We start from the raw sequence: 15,141 nt of genomic DNA, 5'->3' as shown, positions 1-15,141 counted from the left end.
CTAGTATCGGCCTTGATGGGACGATTGGACGGTGAACGATGCAGATAACACCCAAAACGGTGAAACCACAGCCTCCCAGCCCCTGGAGGAGCGCGTCAACAACCGCTCCCAGCGGCCCACATCCGATGCCTTCAAGGCGTTCATGGCCGGCAATTGGGCGCCCGCGCCGCAGGTGACCCCTGCGCGTGACGCCGTCGCAGACCACGCCGCCACGCGTCGTCGGGCGATCTCCGGCAAGTTCGCGGGCCTGCGCCTCGTCGTACCGGCCGGCCCGCTCAAGGTCCGCTCCAACGATACCGACTACCGTTTCCGCCCCCACTCCGGTTTCGCCCACCTCACGGGCCTGGGCCTGGACCACGAGCCCGACGCCGTGCTGGTCCTGGAACCTGTCGAGGAAGGAACCGGCGACGACGGCGGCAACCACCTCGCGACGCTTTACTTCCGTCCCCTGGCCGGCCGCGACACGGAACAGTTCTACGCCGACTCGCGTTCCGGTGAGTTCTGGATCGGCGCCCGTCCGACGCTCGCCGAATTCGAAGCGCGCCTGGGACTCAGGACCGCGCATCTCGACGAACTCGAGATGGCCATCACCAAGAACGTGGGTGCCCCCGAAATCGGCGGCATCGCCATCCGCCTGGTCCGCAAAGTCGACGAGAACATCGATGCCCTCGTGGACACGGCCCGCTACAACACGGCCAAGGATCCGGAGAACCTGGACCTCGGCGAGCTCGATGCGCTGGACGAACTGCTCAGCGAGGCTCTCTCCGAGTTGCGCTTGCTCAAGGACGAGTGGGAAATCGAGCAGATGAAGGCCGCCGTCGCTGCGACGGTGGAAGGCTTCGCCGACGTCGTCCGCGCCCTCCCCCGCGCCATGACCCACCACCGCGGCGAACGCGTCATCGAAGGCGCCTTCTTCGCGCGTGCCCGTGAGGAAGGGAACGAGCTCGGCTACGACACCATCGCGGCCGCCGGAAACAACGCCACGGTGCTGCACTGGACCCGGAACACGGGCAAGGTCAACGCCGGGGAACTCGTGCTGCTGGATGCCGGCGTGGAGGCAGACTCGCTCTACACAGCCGACGTCACCCGCACCATTCCGGCCAATGGGAAGTTCTCGGACGTCCAGCGCAAGGTCTATGAAGCCGTTCTTGACGCAGCCGACGCCGGATTCGCCGCAGCCCAGCCGGGCGTGAAGTTCCGCGACATCCACACGGCCGCCACCACGGTCCTCGCAGAACGCCTTGCCGAGTGGGGCCTGCTGCCCGTCTCCGTCGAGGAAGCCATCAGCAACGAAGGCCAGCAGCACCGCCGCTGGATGCCGCACGGTACCAGCCACCACCTCGGCCTGGACGTCCACGACTGTGCCCAGGCCAAGCGCGATCTCTACCTGGACGGCGTGCTCACCGAGGGCATGGTGTTCACCATCGAGCCCGGGCTCTACTTCAAGAACGAAGACCTCGCCATTCCGGAGGAATACCGTGGAATCGGCGTCCGGATCGAGGACGACATCCTGATGACGGCAGACGGTCCCGTCAACCTCAGCGCCGCCCTCCCCCGCAAGGCCGACGACGTCGAGTCCTGGATGGCGGGCATCTACCAGGACGCCGAAGCGTAACCACTGAGGCAAAACGCGAGAGGAGGGCTACCGGATATCGATCCGGTAGCCCTCCTCTTTTGCTGCCCCTTGGCGCTAGGAACTTTTTACTGCTTGGCCGCATCCTCGCCGTTGGCAGCGTGCTCGCCGTTTCCGGGTTCGTTCACCCGTACACCGTACTGAGGCCGGCCGTCGGGAAGATCCGGGTAGCGAACGCCGGCTGTTGGCCGCGCGGCCGCGACCGGGGCGTCTGCGACGGGCTGGGCTGGCTCGCCCGCCGTTCCCTGTCCGGCTTCGGGCCCACGCTGGCCATAGGGGTCCTGCCAGGACGCCGGGCGTTCCGGCCCAGGGCCCTGGGGTGCGCTTGGATGGACAGGAGGGTTCCGGTAGTCCTGCGGCGTGTACGCCTGAGGAGGCCGGCCGACAGCCGCCTCGGAAGGATTCATCGGCAATTGGTGAAGGAGACGTCGGGCTTCGTTAGATGCCTCAAGCGCGACAATGACGTCATAGTTCGTCGCCACTACCTGGCTGGTGGAGGTGAAGTCCCGCTTTCCACGCTGCGCGGCGTAGGTGACGATCCCGAAGAGCATGAAGAACGCCGCGCCCATCAGCACCGACGTCACAATCGAGAAAGGTCCCCCGGCAGGAGTGAAGAACGAAAGCATGACGCCCACGAACAGGCCGAACCACATACCGCTCAGGGCGCCGGACAAAGCGACGCGCGGGTAACTGAGCCGTCCCGTGACCCGCTCCACCATTTTGAGGTCGTTTCCGACAATGGAGACATGCTGGACGGGGAACTGCTGGTCGGCAAGATAATCCACCGCCTTCTGGGCATCGAGATAGGAAGTGTAAGAGCCCACGGTGTCGCCCTTGGGGACGCTGCGGGATTCCTCCGTGGCCTTGGGGGCACCGAAAATGTTCGCCATACCCCCATTCTGTCCCATACACATGTGAACCGGCTGAAATTCAGCTAAAAGAGAGCAGACTCGGTAGCCTGTAAGGGTGAGCACAAATCCTTCACGCATCTTTGTTGCGCGCTTGCTCGGCCTCGACGTTTTCGACCCCCTGGGTGATCGCCTGGGCCGGCTGCGCGATGTCGTGGTGCTTTCACGCGGCTTGCGCGGGGCCCCGCACGCAGTGGGTATCGTCGTCGAGGTTCCGGGTAAGAAGCGCGTCTTCGTTCCCATGACCAGGCTGACGTCGATGGACCAGGCCCAGATCATCTGCACAGGCTTGGTCAATCTCCGGCGCTTCCAGCAACGCGGTGCCGAGCAGTTGGTGGTCGGCGAGCTCTTTGACCGCAAGGTGACGCTCAAGGACGGCAGCGGCGACGCCATCATCGAAGACATCGCCATGGACCAGCAGCGCAACGGCGACTGGCTGGTCTCCAAGCTTTTCGTTCGACGCGGCACGTCTACCTCCAGGCTTCGGGGGCTGCGCCGCGGCCACACCCTCCTGGTGGACTGGTCGGAGACCCTGCAGGGCTCCGAGAACGATCCCCAGGGTGCCAGCCAGTTCGTTGCCACCCACGAGGACCTCAAGCCGGCCGACTTCGCCGATGCACTCCAGGAAATGTCGGACAAGCGACGGATCGAAGTGGCCAGCGAGTTGCAGGACGAACGCCTCGCCGACGTGCTCCAGGAATTGCCCGAAGAAGACCAGGTCACGCTCTTGTCCGCCTTGGACAACGAACGCGCAGCCGACGTGCTGGAAGAAATGGACCCGGACGACGCCGCGGACCTGTTGGCGGACTTGCCTTCCGCGAAGGCCGAGGAACTGCTGCTCCTGATGGAGCCCGACGAGGCCGACGACGTCCGCAGGCTCCTGCAGTATGACGAAGACACTGCCGGCGGCCTCATGACCCCGGTGCCCGTGATCCTGCCCCCGGAAGCCACGGTCGCTGAAGCGCTGGCCCATGTGCGCAGCGAAGAGCTCTCCCCCGCCCTGGCTTCGGCCATCTTTATCTGCCGGCCGCCGCTGGAGACACCCACGGGACGGTTCCTCGGCGTCGTGCATATCCAGCAATTGCTCCGCAGCGCCCCGCCCGAGCAGCTGGGCAGCATCGTGGACAAGAACCTTGAGCCCGTTTCCGACCATGCCAGCGTCAGCGAGGTCAGCCACACCATGGCCTCCTACAACCTCAACTCCCTCCCGGTCGTGAACAGCGCCGGTCGCCTGGTGGGGGCGGTGACTGTTGATGACCTCTTGGACCATTTGCTCCCGGACGACTGGCGAACCCATGAAGACGGAGCCCCGATCAGGAAACTAGGAGGCCGAATTGGCTGAGAAGCCCGCCACCGGAGGACTGGACACCCCGCTCGAGCTGCGCTCCCGCATGCTGCCGAACTTCGGCAGCGATCCTGATGCCTTCGGCCGGTTTGCCGAGCGCTTCGCCCGCTACATGGGTACGGCGAACTTCCTGTTCTACATGACGATCTTCGTGGTCATCTGGATCGCGTTCAACGTTATTGGCTTGTTTGGATTCCAATGGGATCCCTATCCGTTCATCCTCCTCAATCTTTTCTTCTCCACGCAGGCCTCGTACGCGGCGCCCTTGATCCTGTTGGCCCAGAACCGCCAGGACGACAGGGACCGCGTGACAATCGAGCAGGACCGCGCCCGGGACGAGCGCAACCTGGCTGATACCGAGTACCTGACCCGTGAGGTCGCCGCCCTTCGCATCGCCCTGCGCGAGGTCGCTACCAGGGACTATGTGCGTGCCGAACTCCGCTCGCTGCTGTCGGATCTGCTCGAAGCGCAGGACGAGATGCGTACGGACGATCCCGCCGGCTCGAACCGGAGCGAGAAGGCCAAGGACAAGATCAAGGAAAAGCGCGACAAGCAGCGCAATCCCAGGACGCAGCAGATCCCCAAGATCCACCCGGCGCATTCCAGCGCTGACCAGACCGAACCCGACCTCTCGTCCGTCGGCACCTCGCCGGCCAGGCACTCAGGTCCTCCCGACCAGCCCGAAAGCTGAACATCCACTCCATGAGCACACCTTCTGTCGAGGACCTCAACGCTGCCTTGGCAACCGTCATCGATCCCGAACTCCGCCGTCCCATTACTGAATTGGGGATGCTGGAGTCGGTAGAGGCCAGTCCGGACGGAACCGTCCGGGTTGTGGTGCTGCTGACCATCGCCGGCTGCCCCCTGCGCGAGACCATCACGGCCGACGCCACCGCTGCCCTTGGCCGGGTCGCGGGAGTGACTGGCGTCGACGTCGAACTCAAGGTCATGACGCAGCCGCAACGAGACGCACTCAAGGAACGTCTGCGCGGCGCTGGCGGTCAACGCGGAATCCCCTTCAACGAACCTGGCTCCCTGACGAAGGTGTTCGCCGTCGCGAGCGGCAAGGGCGGTGTGGGGAAGTCCTCGGTGACGGTCAACCTTGCCTGCGCCCTTGCGGCGCACGGGCTGCGCGTGGGAATCGTCGACGCCGATGTCCACGGCTTCTCCGTCCCGGCCCTCATGGGAATCACGCAGCAGCCCACGCGCGTGGATGACATGATCCTCCCGCCCGTGGCCTTCGGCGTGAAGGTGATCTCTATCGGCATGTTTGTTTCCGGGAACAAGGCAGTCGCCTGGCGCGGGCCGATGCTGCACCGTGCCTTGGAGCAATTCCTCACGGACGTGTACTTCGGCGATCTGGATGCCTTGTTCCTGGATCTTCCGCCGGGCACGGGCGACATCGCCATCTCCGTGGCGCAGTTGCTTCCCAACGCCGAAATCCTCGTGGTGACCACCCCGCAGGCGGCAGCGGCGGATGTTGCCGAAAGAGCCGGAACCATCGCAACGCAGACGGGCCAGAAGCTTGCCGGAGTCGTGGAGAACATGTCCTTCCTGGAGCTGCCCGACGGCGGCAGGATGGAATTGTTCGGAAGCGGCGGCGGGCGGATGCTGGCTGGGCGGCTGAGTGCCGCCGTCGGAAGCGACGTCCCGCTGTTGGGACAGATACCCTTGGACATCCGTCTGCGCGAAGGCGGGGACGCGGGCCGCCCGGTGGTGTTGGCGGCCCCGGAGACGGCTGCCGCGCAGGCGCTTCAGGGCATCGCGGGCAAGCTCAACGCCAAGCCGCGCGGCCTGGCCGGAATGTCCCTCGGGATCCAGCCGAAATAGCTTCTAGGTGGCCTCGGCGTCGAAAGGCGCCTTTTCGCCGGCGGAAAGCCGTTCGACAACCCGCTCGGGTGCTTTCGCCACGGTGTCCACAGCGACAGGCGCACCGTCGCTGACAGGCTTCGTGTCGTCGTCGAGCAGTGCTTCCTTGATGATCCTGCGCGGATCGTACTGGCGCGGGTCATACTTCTTCCAGTCGACGTCATCTATGTCGATGCCGACTTCTTCCTTGATCTGCTCACGGGCCCCGGACGCCATGCGCCGCAGTTCCTTGACCAGATTCGTCAACTTCCGCGTGTATTCAGGCAAACGGCTGGGGCCGATCACGATGACGCCGATGATCAGCAGGACGACGAACTCCGAGCCATTGATTCCAAACACGTATCGAAGGTTACCTTGTCCGCTGGTCCGCTCAGAAACCTGCGAGGCCCGCCAGGGCATGGAGACCCCGCTGCAACCGTTCGTTCGAGGTCTCTGCGCTGTTTTCGGCCGGCCGGGCAACCATGAGGGAGTCTCCAGCCTTCACAAGCTCCGGAACGGCTCCCGCAGCCTGGTCGGCAGGCATGTCGGACGAGTAACGCAGCACCGCTACCGGCGAGGAGTAGACGGCCTGCCACGGGGCGCCCTGGGCGATCGACAGTTGGGTCCCCGAAGCGCCGCTTCCCTCCAAGTGCTGCTCCACCAGGGTGGCGTGGTGGTCACCGTCGCTGAGGCGCAGCTCAACGGCGGGGTGTCCGTCCTGCATCAGGGCCCGGGCGGACACCATGTGGTATCCCATGCCGGCCATTTCGGGACATGCCCAGCCGTCTTTCCGCAGTTCGGACAATTGCTGCTCGTCGAGGCTCACCGTTCCTGCCACGCTGACGGGCAGACTCAGCTGCGAACCCGTCACGGGGAGCTCCTCTCCCGCGCTTCCGGGCACGGTTGAACTGACAAGGGTCCGGACTTCCTGTTCTCCGCGGTTGGACGCCTGCGGCGCAACTTCACCGCCAAGCGCGTAGGCTGCAACCGCCAGGATTCCGGCGCTCACGGCGAGTCCGCCCGCCGCGGCGCTGGCAAGCCGGATACCGTGCCACACGCTCCGCTGCGCAGCAGGACGCTCAGGAACATCGGATTGCGCCAACCGCTGTGTGTGTTCGATCAGCCGGTTGGTGAAATCCTCGCTCGCTTCGGGAACGGCCGCACGGCGGAGCCGTTCGAGGTACTGGCGTTCCCGCAGGACCGCGGCATGGCATTCAGAGCATTCCTGCAGATGGCCGGGGGCGCGGCTGTGCCGGACAGTTCCCCGGGCCAAGCTGCCGCGTCGTCCTTTCAGCAGACCCATCGGCGACTAAAGGAGGCCGGCGATGCGCGGCATCTTGAGCCGCGGCTTGCGGGCCTGGACCGGCCGTGGATCCCGATGTGCGAGCTTTTCACGGAGCATCGTCCGTCCGCGGTGGATGCGGGACCTGACGGTCCCCAGCTTCACGTCGAGCGCTTCGGCAACCTCGTCGTAGGACAGGCCTTCAAGATCGCAAAGCACGACGGCGGCGCGGAAGTCCGGCGGGAGTTCTTCCAGGGCGCGCTGGACATCCAGGTCGAGATTGTTCAGCTCGAAGCTCTGCTCGGGACCGGGTTCACGCCCGGGCAGCCGGGATTCGGCGTCTTCGGCCAGGGCATCGAAGCGAATGCGGCTCTTCCGACGGGCCTGGTCAAGGAAGAGGTTGGTAGTGATGCGGTGCAGCCAGCCGTCAAGGGTGCCTGGCTTGAAGTTTTCGAGCGAACGGAACACCCTGACGAAGACTTCCTGGGTGAGGTCCTCGGCGTCGAACTTGTTTCCAGTGAGCCGATAGGCAAGGCGGAAGACCTTGGCGGAGTGGTTCTCCACCACTTCCTCCCAGCTGGGCCTGACCCACTCCTCGGCCGGCGGGGCCGTGTCGGTGGAACCCAGGACTGCTGCCGTTGTCTGGACTGGCGCAGCACTTGATGCCCGCATCGTCCGCTCCCCTCAAACTGTTTGTCATCCTGCCGGTCACTCAGGAGTTCGTTGCCAGCCCTCGCTTGGATGGCTGGATATATATCATCCCAGTGTTGGCTGGGATTTTGCTGATCACCGGCATGCTTTTCCCGCAGAGCGAACATTGACCAGAAGGCGCCCCGAAGACACAGAATTGCGGGCCGCGGGCGTCCGGGCTGGGCGGCGCGTAGCCAGTAGTCTGGAAGCAATACCCCTCTGCCTGGAAAGCGAACCCCCATGAGTGCCGACAAGTCAACCAGCTGGTCCTATGCAGAAGATCTGCCTGCCGAGGACGATGTGTTGCTTCGCGCCCGTGAACGCTCCTACGATTTGGGCGTTACCCCGGTCAGCCCCGGAGTTGGCGCAGTCCTGACCGTCCTCGCCGCGGCCTCGAAGGCGCAGACCGTTGTAGAGGTCGGATCCGGGGCAGGCGTCTCAGGCGTGTGCCTGTTGCGCGGCCTCAGCCCGCAGGCTGTCCTGACCACTATCGACGTCGACGTCGAGCACCTCAAGGCCGCCCGCGAGGCGTTCCTGGAATCCGGCAGTCCCGCGAACCGGACCCGGACCATCTCCGGCCGTGCCGCCGACGTCTTGCCGCGCCTGACCGACTCCGCGTACGACCTCGTGTTCATCGATGCGGACAAACCCAATTTTCCCGGTTACGTCGAGCAAGCAATCCGGCTCTTGAAGTCGGGCGGGACCCTGGTCATCAACGACGCGCTGGACAAGGACAAGGTTTCCAACCCGGCTGCCCGGGACAGCACCACCGTGGTGCTTCGCCAGATCGGCAAGGCCATCCGCGACGACGAACGGCTCTCCTCGGCGATGCTTCCGACAGGTGACGGCTTGCTGGTCGCAGTCAAGAAGTAGCAGGCCGCCGTTCGCTTTCAGGATTAAACATGAAAGCAGGGCGCCGGCTCTTATGCCGGGCCCTGCCCAGTGAATCTATTCGGTAACGCCTACGAGGCATTCCTTGAGGTTCGCCGCCTCTGCTGCGTTGAGCTCGACCACCAGCCGTCCTCCGCCTTCGAGCGGCACACGCATGATCAGGCTGCGGCCCTCTTTGGTTACTTCCATAGGGCCGTCGCCAGTACGTGGTTTCATAGCCGCCATTAGGAAAATCCCCTCCAGTTGTCCCAAATCCCGCCAACCCGGCCGGGCTGGCTCCGCGTGGAATATACGGCGCCGACATTCATGGCAGTTCAGTCGTCGTCGCCGAGCACCCGAGAGTGCTTTTGTCCTTGCTTGTGTCCATTATCTCGTAATTACCCGCCCGTAGCTAATTGATGGACTTTTCCCGGCGGGCCGTGATCGCGCTTGAACAGGGGAAAGACCGGCGCGGCATCACGGCGGGTAGTCGCCGCCGCCCGGCAGCGGGGCCCACGCCCACAGCCAGACGATCCACACGATCTGGAGGAGGAAGAACAGGACCACCACGGTGCCGCGGTAGGCCTTCGAACGGGACAACCAGGCCGCGCTGAGCGCCAAGGGGAACAAAGGCAAGAGCATCCGGAACGTGCTCGTCTGGGGGTGCAGGAAGACCAGGAGGTAGCCCATGTAGCACGTGCACCACAGCCTCAGCTCGGCGCCGAGCGCCCGGACGGGTTTGCTCATCATCAGCAAGGCAAAGAGCCCCACGAAGACAAACGGCGCCAGGATACCGAGTACTGGTCCGAAGAGCAGTTGACCGGTCTCGAACCATGGCTTGAACGGAACGAGGTCGTCCCCGCGCCAAACCGTTTCAGTCTTGGTGTAGGCCAGGGGATCCCCCGTGACCGCCCAGGCAATGGCCGGCCACGCGAGGGCCCCTGCCACGCTGACGACTACAAGTGCCGCCAGCGATCCAAGTTCCCTGGACGTGGGAATGGCGGCCGCGGGCATGGTTCCTTGAACGGACCCCGCGCCTGGGCGGCGTCCAAACCTCTTCCACAAATGGTGGAGCAGGAGCAGGCCCGCCATGGCCGCGAAGGGCACGCCGGTGGGCCGCGACAGGCACATGAGCAAGACCACCGGGATCGCAGCCAGGTATTTGCGGCGCACCATAAGCAGAAGTGAACCCGCCAGCAAGAGGGTGTTGAGGGACTCGGCATAGGGGACCTGCAGGATGGCCGAGACCGGGAACATCGAGAAGAAGGTCACAGCCCAGAGCGCCGTGGTGCGCCCGGCGTATTCCCGGAACAGTTTGTAGGCCACCAGGGCCGCGCCCAGCCCGGCCACCACGGCAATGACTGTCAGGGCAGGCAGCGCCGCCAGTCCGGTGAAGGCACCGAGGGCCCTGGCAAGGTAGGGAAAAAGGGGATAGAACGCCCAGGAATTTTCCGCGACGCCGCCGTTCGCATTGAGCGGCAATTCAGACGGATACCCGTTGTTCGCGGCTTCGGCGTACCAGCGCCCATCCCAGATCGTGATGAAATTCCAGTAGTCGGGCGCCGGCGGGAACCACGGGTTGACACCTTGCTGCAATGCCGCAGCCATGAAGATGCAAGCGCTGACAAGCCTCGAGGCGACGTACACGAGGGCGACCTGGACCCACCACGGCCAGGCGACGGCCCGGGCTCCGGCGAGGCGCAGCCTTCGGGCCAGGGATCCGTTAGGAGTCCCCACTTCGACTGGCCGGGTCACTCCTGTGGTTCTTCCTGGTCCCCGGCTGCTTCAAGGGCCAGTTTCAGTCGTTCGATTTCCCTCTCCTGGGACGTCAGCTGATCCCTCAGCTCATCGAGCACCTCATCCACCTGGTCCATGCGGTAGCCCCGCAGGCCCAGGGCGAAACGGACGCGGTCGACGTCGGACGCCTTGGCTCCGGCCGGCAACAGGACCGGCGGCAGGTTCGGGACAGGTTCATCCAAGCCGGCGCCGGAGTCGCGGCTGGATCTCGCCATTCCGGCGCCGAGGAACAAGACGGCACCGATAACGACAATCGCGAGGAAGACCAGAAAAAAGCTCACAACAACCATCGTGCCAGACTCAGCTGAGAGCTCAGTGCCGGCAACGCTACTCCGGGCGCTGGTCGCCGTTGGTCGAGGGCGGGCGCGGGATTCCGTGCAGCACGCGGTGAACCGCGTCCGCGGGATCGTCCACAAGCTGGATGAGGTCCAGGTCCTTTGCGGAAACCATGCCTTCGGCCACCAGGGTTCCCTTGATCCATTCGATCATCGGGCTCCAGAAATCGACCCCCAGAAGGACGATCGGGAATGATGTCACCTTGCGGGTCTGCACCAGGACCATGGCCTCGAACAATTCGTCGAGGGTTCCCAGTCCGCCCGGCAGGACGATGAACCCTTGCGCGTACTTGACGAACATGGTCTTCCGGGCGAAGAAGTACCTGAAGTTGATACCAAGGTCCACCCACCGGTTGAGGCCTTGTTCGAAGGGCAGTTCGATTCCTAGTCCAACTGAGACGCCGTTGCCTTCGACCGCTCCCCTGTTGGCCGCTTCCATCGATCCCGGGCCACCCCCGGTGATGACGGCGACGCCGGCTTCGGCGAGATGGCGGCCGACCTGCACGCCCATATCGTAATAGCTGGTGCCCGGCTTGGTGCGGGCCGACCCAAAGACACTGACAGCGGGGCCGAGCTCAGCGAGAGCACCGAATCCTTCGACGAATTCGCTCTGGATCCGCAGGACCCGCCATGGGTCGGTGTGAATGAAGTGGTCCGCTCCCCTGGTGTCCAGGAGTCGCTGGTCCGACATCGGCATGGTGGCCTGTTTCCGCCGAAGCTCCAAAGGTCCTTTGTGCTTTGCTGGCGGCTCCGGGGCAACGGCGGGGGCTGACGGTGCCGATCCGTTGCTCATCGCCTTGCCATTGGCGTCTGGACTAGGAACTTGGGGCTGGCTCGTACTCATTGACCTAGGCTAGCGCGGATGCCGGCTGCTGCCGTTCCGGCGGGCCCTGTTGATTGCGGTGTTGAGTTCGCTACCCACCATTTGCTGTCAGATAGCTGCAAAGCAGGTATCTGTTGAATCACGATCCGCGGAAGTAACTGTGACCTGGCTCAACTTGAATCATTTGTTCGCTAGATTCGTCCCATGACTATTCAAGCCGCCAGCGATGCCCTCGTCTCTCTGAATGGCGTCAACAAGCACTTTGGTCAACTCCATGTCCTGAAGGACATCAACCTCCAAGTGAAAAAGGGTGAGGTCGTGGTTGTCATCGGGCCGTCGGGTTCGGGCAAATCCACGCTGTGCCGGGCCATCAATCGCTTGGAGACCATCGACACCGGCGAGATTTCAATCGACGGCAAGAAGCTGCCGGAGGAAGGCAAGGAACTTGCCCTCCTCCGGGCCGACGTCGGGATGGTCTTCCAATCCTTCAACCTGTTCGCCCACAAGACGATTCTCGAAAACGTCACGCTGGGGCCGATCAAGGTCAAGAAACTGGACAAGGCAACCGCGGACAAAGACGCGATGGCGTTGTTGGAGCGGGTCGGCGTCGGGCAACAGGCACCCAAGATGCCTGCCCAGCTGTCCGGCGGCCAACAACAGCGTGTCGCGATTGCCCGGGCGCTCGCCATGAAGCCGAAGGTCATGCTTTTCGACGAGCCGACCTCGGCACTTGACCCGGAAATGATCAACGAGGTCCTGGATGTCATGGTCCAGCTGGCCAAGGAAGGCATGACCATGATTGTGGTCACCCACGAAATGGGCTTTGCGCGCAAAGCTGCCGACCGGGTTGTCTTCATGGCCGACGGCCAGATTGTGGAAGACGCCAAGCCGGAGGAATTCTTCACCAACCCCCAGAGCAACCGCGCCAAGGATTTCCTCTCCAAACTCCTGACTCACTGATACTCACCGCACCCAGGCCGCGGGGGTGGCCGCACAATGAAAGGAACATCATGAAGGCTTTTATCAACCGGAGGAAAACCCTCCTGGTCGCTGCAAGCGCGGCGCTCGCCCTTTCGCTGAGCGCATGTGGTGGCGGCGGGGGTTCCACTTCCGCCCCGAGCAGCGAGTCCGCACCGTTTACGGTGGCTCAAAACGTGTCCATTACGGGCAGCCCCACGTTCGACAAGATCAAGTCGAACGGAAAGATCACGATCGGCGTCAAGCAGGACCAGCCCGGCTTGGGCTTCAAGGATGCTGCTACCGGCGAGTACAGCGGTTTTGACATCCAGGTTGCCCAGTGGATCGCCGCATCCCTCGGTTTCTCCAAGGACAAGATCGAGTACAAGCCCATTCCTTCGGCCAACCGCGAATCCGCCATTACCAACGGCGACATTGACTACTACGTGGGGACATACTCCATCACGGACAAGCGCAAGCAGTTGGTCGACTTCGCCGGACCCTACTTCGTGACGGGTCAGGGCCTGCTGGTCAAGAAGGACAACACGACCATCAACAGCGAAAAGGACCTGAGCGGGAAGAACGTCTGTTCGGCCACGGGTTCAACCCCCATCCAGAACATCAAGGCGAACTTCCCCGGCACCAAGACCACCGAGTTCGACACGTACTCGCAGTGTGTCGAAGCCCTGAAGAGCGGCCAGGTCGATGCCGTGACCACCGACCAGGCAATCCTGATCGGCTACGCCTCCCAGGACACCGACAACCTCAAGGTCGTCGGACAGCCGTTCACCACTGAGAAGTACGGTGTGGGCTTGAAGAAGGGCGACACCGCCTTCCGCAAGTTCGTCAACAAAATGTTCACCGACGGCGGCTCCGTGTGGCAGAAGATCTACGACTCCACGTTGGGACAATCCGGCACCAAGGTCACCCAGCCCGCAGTGGACAACTACTAAACCCATGTTGAGGGGGCGGCCACTGGCCGTCCCCTCGAATATCGGCTGAAAGCGACCATTCCGTGAATACGCTGCTGAATAATTCGGACCTGTTCATCACAGGATTCCGGAACACCCTCATACTTTTCTTCTTTGCCGGCATCTTCGCCCTGATCCTGGGCACCATCGTGGCAACCCTGCGGGTTTCCCCGATCCCTGCGATGCGCGCCGCAGCAACTTTGTATATCAACGTCGTGCGCAACACTCCGCTGACGTTGGTTCTGTTCTTCTTTGCGTTGGGCTACCCGAAGCTCGGCCTCGTGGAAATTGATTTCATGACGGCTGCAACTGTCGGTCTCAGCCTGTACACGGCTACCTATGTGGCGGAAGCCGTGCGCTCCGGCATCAATACCGTTCCTGTCGGTCAGGCCGAGGCCGCGCGGGCCATCGGCCTCCCGTTCACCCAAACCCTGACGCTGGTGATCCTTCCCCAGGCGTTCCGCGCCGTCATTCCGCCCATGTTCAGCGTGTTCATTGCCTTGCTCAAGAACACCACCGTCGCTGCGGGCTTCTCCGTCGCCGAAGCGGGATCCATCCGCTCGAATCTTTCGGAACGCGGTGAGCCTGCCATGGCCGGGCTGCTCTGGGTCGCGCTGATCTTCGTTCTGATCGTCTTCATTCTTTCCTTTGTCCAGCGGAAGCTTGAAAAGAAATGGAAGGTGGCCCGATGAGCTCGGTCCTTTTTGACGCTCCGGGGCCTAAGGCCCGCGCCCGCTACCGGATTCTCGGCGTCGCGACCGCCCTGGTCATTATCGCCATCGTCGGGTTCATTGTTCTTCGCTTCGCCCAAAGCGGGCAGTTCGATGCGAAGAAGTGGCACTTGTTCACCTTCCCGCTGGTCCAGCAAACCATCATCCAATCGGTGGGTGCCACGCTTTCGGCATTCGCGACGGCGGCCGTGCTCAGCCTGGTACTGGGTGTCTTGCTGGCCTTCGGTAGGCTCTCCGACCGTAAGTGGATCAGCCTGCCTTGCTACGGATTCACGGAACTCTTCCGTGCCATTCCCTTGCTGATCCTCATGATGATCTTCTACTACGGACTTCCTCCCCTCGGCGTCCAGGGGATCACGCCTTTCACGGCAGTCGTTGCCGGCCTGGTGCTCTACAACGGATCGGTGCTCGCCGAAGTCTTCCGGGCCGGTATCGAATCGCTCCCCCGCGGCCAGAGCGAGGCTGGATATGCCATCGGTTTGCCGAAGAGCGCGGTCATGACCAACATCCTGCTTCCGCAGGCGGTCCGGTCAATGCTCCCGGTGATCATCTCCCAGCTCGTGGTCATCCTCAAGGACACCGCGTTGGGCTTCATCGTGACCTACAACGAGATCCTCTTCCAAGCCAAGTACTTCGGAAGCCAGGCCCAGTACGGTTCGCCCATCATCCCCTCCGCGATCATCGCCGGTGTCCTGTACGTCGGGATGTGCCTGATCCTGGCTGGCATCGCCAAGTGGCTTGAAGGCCGGATGCGCCGCAACCCCAAAGTGGTGAAGGTCGCCAAATCTGAAATCGTGGCCGTCGAAGGCTAGGCGCAAGAACGCCGCAAACGTGGGTGTGGCCCCGGGGGGGGGGGGGGGGGCCCCCCCCCCCCGGCCCCCCCCCCGGGGCCCGCCCAAATTATGGGGCGGGCGCCGGGGAGACCCCCCCCCCCGCCCCCCGCCGGGGGCG

Annotated in this window: 17 protein-coding genes; 9 read left to right on the top strand and 8 right to left on the bottom strand. The window is 63.6% G+C overall.

The features are described 5' to 3' along the window. Nucleotides 1-31 precede the first annotated feature (31 nt). Nucleotides 32-1,615: an aminopeptidase P family protein gene (locus tag BMF89_RS17325; protein WP_078108316.1), complete on the top strand. Its 1,584-nt coding sequence runs from the start codon at nucleotides 32-34 to the stop codon at nucleotides 1,613-1,615. An 86-nt stretch (nucleotides 1,616-1,701) separates the two neighbouring features. Here BMF89_RS17325 and BMF89_RS17320 read toward each other — a convergent pair whose 3' ends face one another. Further along, nucleotides 1,702-2,523 carry a general stress protein gene (locus tag BMF89_RS17320; RefSeq protein ID WP_171983539.1) on the bottom strand — a complete coding sequence of 274 codons (822 nt, stop codon included), beginning with the start codon at nucleotides 2,521-2,523 and terminating at the stop codon, nucleotides 1,702-1,704. Between the two features lie 76 nt (nucleotides 2,524-2,599). Between BMF89_RS17320 and BMF89_RS17315 the strand changes: the two genes are divergently transcribed. Genes BMF89_RS17315 through BMF89_RS17305 form a run of 3 tightly spaced genes read left to right on the top strand, consistent with a single transcriptional unit; the run spans nucleotide 2,600 to nucleotide 5,716 of the window. After that, nucleotides 2,600-3,883: a CBS domain-containing protein gene (locus tag BMF89_RS17315; protein WP_078108315.1), complete on the top strand. Its 1,284-nt coding sequence runs from the start codon at nucleotides 2,600-2,602 to the stop codon at nucleotides 3,881-3,883. A 49-nt stretch (nucleotides 3,884-3,932) separates the two neighbouring features. Beyond that, nucleotides 3,933-4,577: a DUF1003 domain-containing protein gene (locus BMF89_RS17310; RefSeq protein WP_078108529.1), complete on the top strand. Its 645-nt coding sequence runs from the start codon at nucleotides 3,933-3,935 to the stop codon at nucleotides 4,575-4,577. A gap of 11 nt (nucleotides 4,578-4,588) precedes the next feature. After that, nucleotides 4,589-5,716 (top strand): Mrp/NBP35 family ATP-binding protein, encoded by a 1,128-nt coding sequence (locus tag BMF89_RS17305; protein ID WP_078108314.1) that lies wholly within the window; start codon nucleotides 4,589-4,591, stop codon nucleotides 5,714-5,716. Nucleotides 5,717-5,719: 3 nt separating this feature from the next. Here BMF89_RS17305 and BMF89_RS17300 read toward each other — a convergent pair whose 3' ends face one another. Genes BMF89_RS17300 through sigE form a run of 3 tightly spaced genes read right to left on the bottom strand, consistent with a single transcriptional unit; the run spans nucleotide 5,720 to nucleotide 7,688 of the window. Beyond that, nucleotides 5,720-6,094, bottom strand: coding sequence for a twin-arginine translocase TatA/TatE family subunit (locus BMF89_RS17300; protein ID WP_078108313.1), 375 nt, complete (start codon nucleotides 6,092-6,094; stop codon nucleotides 5,720-5,722). 31 nt (nucleotides 6,095-6,125) lie between these two features. Beyond that, complete coding sequence (locus BMF89_RS17295; protein WP_139359723.1) at nucleotides 6,126-7,007, bottom strand: hypothetical protein; 882 nt, start codon at nucleotides 7,005-7,007, stop codon at nucleotides 6,126-6,128. A 36-nt stretch (nucleotides 7,008-7,043) separates the two neighbouring features. Further along, nucleotides 7,044-7,688: an RNA polymerase sigma factor SigE gene (sigE, locus tag BMF89_RS17290; RefSeq protein WP_078108311.1), complete on the bottom strand. Its 645-nt coding sequence runs from the start codon at nucleotides 7,686-7,688 to the stop codon at nucleotides 7,044-7,046. A 258-nt stretch (nucleotides 7,689-7,946) separates the two neighbouring features. Between sigE and BMF89_RS17285 the strand changes: the two genes are divergently transcribed. Continuing rightward, entirely contained in the window at nucleotides 7,947-8,579 is a 633-nt protein-coding gene (locus BMF89_RS17285) for an O-methyltransferase (protein WP_078108310.1), read from the top strand. A 75-nt stretch (nucleotides 8,580-8,654) separates the two neighbouring features. Here BMF89_RS17285 and BMF89_RS17280 read toward each other — a convergent pair whose 3' ends face one another. The 4 genes from BMF89_RS17280 to BMF89_RS17265 all read right to left on the bottom strand — a co-directional run bounded on the left by BMF89_RS17280 (nucleotide 8,655) and on the right by BMF89_RS17265 (nucleotide 11,501). Further along, nucleotides 8,655-8,822, bottom strand: a complete 168-nt coding sequence (locus tag BMF89_RS17280) for a DUF3117 domain-containing protein (RefSeq protein ID WP_009357720.1) — start codon at nucleotides 8,820-8,822, stop codon at nucleotides 8,655-8,657. Nucleotides 8,823-9,053: 231 nt separating this feature from the next. Next, nucleotides 9,054-10,292: a hypothetical protein gene (locus BMF89_RS17275; RefSeq protein ID WP_078108528.1), complete on the bottom strand. Its 1,239-nt coding sequence runs from the start codon at nucleotides 10,290-10,292 to the stop codon at nucleotides 9,054-9,056. A 35-nt stretch (nucleotides 10,293-10,327) separates the two neighbouring features. After that, entirely contained in the window at nucleotides 10,328-10,663 is a 336-nt protein-coding gene (locus tag BMF89_RS17270; protein ID WP_078108309.1) for a DivIVA domain-containing protein, read from the bottom strand. A 37-nt stretch (nucleotides 10,664-10,700) separates the two neighbouring features. Then, the gene (locus BMF89_RS17265) at nucleotides 10,701-11,501 is read right to left on the bottom strand and encodes a TIGR00730 family Rossman fold protein (protein ID WP_253190892.1); all 801 of its coding nucleotides are present in this window, start codon (nucleotides 11,499-11,501) and stop codon (nucleotides 10,701-10,703) included. 234 nt (nucleotides 11,502-11,735) lie between these two features. Between BMF89_RS17265 and BMF89_RS17260 the strand changes: the two genes are divergently transcribed. The 4 genes from BMF89_RS17260 (at nucleotide 11,736) to BMF89_RS17245 (ending at nucleotide 15,002) form a co-directional block, all read left to right on the top strand. Next, nucleotides 11,736-12,491, top strand: coding sequence for an amino acid ABC transporter ATP-binding protein (locus tag BMF89_RS17260; RefSeq protein WP_078108307.1), 756 nt, complete (start codon nucleotides 11,736-11,738; stop codon nucleotides 12,489-12,491). Nucleotides 12,492-12,541: 50 nt separating this feature from the next. Beyond that, nucleotides 12,542-13,441: a glutamate ABC transporter substrate-binding protein gene (locus BMF89_RS17255; RefSeq protein WP_078108306.1), complete on the top strand. Its 900-nt coding sequence runs from the start codon at nucleotides 12,542-12,544 to the stop codon at nucleotides 13,439-13,441. A gap of 62 nt (nucleotides 13,442-13,503) precedes the next feature. Then, complete coding sequence (locus BMF89_RS17250) at nucleotides 13,504-14,151, top strand: amino acid ABC transporter permease (RefSeq protein WP_078108305.1); 648 nt, start codon at nucleotides 13,504-13,506, stop codon at nucleotides 14,149-14,151. After that, complete coding sequence (locus BMF89_RS17245; protein ID WP_078108304.1) at nucleotides 14,148-15,002, top strand: amino acid ABC transporter permease; 855 nt, start codon at nucleotides 14,148-14,150, stop codon at nucleotides 15,000-15,002. The genes BMF89_RS17250 and BMF89_RS17245 overlap by 4 nt, the downstream gene beginning before the upstream one ends. Nucleotides 15,003-15,141 lie beyond the last annotated feature (139 nt).

The sequence above is a fragment of the Arthrobacter sp. SRS-W-1-2016 genome (genome assembly GCF_002009585.1).
GTDB classification, from domain to species: domain Bacteria; phylum Actinomycetota; class Actinomycetes; order Actinomycetales; family Micrococcaceae; genus Arthrobacter; species Arthrobacter bambusae_A.
The sequence above is the reverse complement of the archived record's forward strand: the minus strand, read 5'-3'. Positions and strand labels throughout refer to the sequence as shown.

Coding starts and splice junctions, on each gene's coding strand:
- BMF89_RS17320 (WP_171983539.1), bottom strand. CDS start 2,523: ATGGCGAACATTTTCGGTGCCCCCAAGGCCACGGAGGAATCCCGCAGC.
- BMF89_RS17305 (WP_078108314.1), top strand. CDS start 4,589: ATGAGCACACCTTCTGTCGAGGACCTCAACGCTGCCTTGGCAACCGTC.
- BMF89_RS17270 (WP_078108309.1), bottom strand. CDS start 10,663: ATGGTTGTTGTGAGCTTTTTTCTGGTCTTCCTCGCGATTGTCGTTATC.
- BMF89_RS17260 (WP_078108307.1), top strand. CDS start 11,736: ATGACTATTCAAGCCGCCAGCGATGCCCTCGTCTCTCTGAATGGCGTC.
- sigE (WP_078108311.1), bottom strand. CDS start 7,688: ATGCGGGCATCAAGTGCTGCGCCAGTCCAGACAACGGCAGCAGTCCTG.
- BMF89_RS17245 (WP_078108304.1), top strand. CDS start 14,148: ATGAGCTCGGTCCTTTTTGACGCTCCGGGGCCTAAGGCCCGCGCCCGC.
- BMF89_RS17310 (WP_078108529.1), top strand. CDS start 3,933: ATGCTGCCGAACTTCGGCAGCGATCCTGATGCCTTCGGCCGGTTTGCC.
- BMF89_RS17285 (WP_078108310.1), top strand. CDS start 7,947: ATGAGTGCCGACAAGTCAACCAGCTGGTCCTATGCAGAAGATCTGCCT.
- BMF89_RS17280 (WP_009357720.1), bottom strand. CDS start 8,822: ATGGCGGCTATGAAACCACGTACTGGCGACGGCCCTATGGAAGTAACC.
- BMF89_RS17255 (WP_078108306.1), top strand. CDS start 12,542: ATGAAGGCTTTTATCAACCGGAGGAAAACCCTCCTGGTCGCTGCAAGC.
- BMF89_RS17265 (WP_253190892.1), bottom strand. CDS start 11,501: ATGAGCAACGGATCGGCACCGTCAGCCCCCGCCGTTGCCCCGGAGCCG.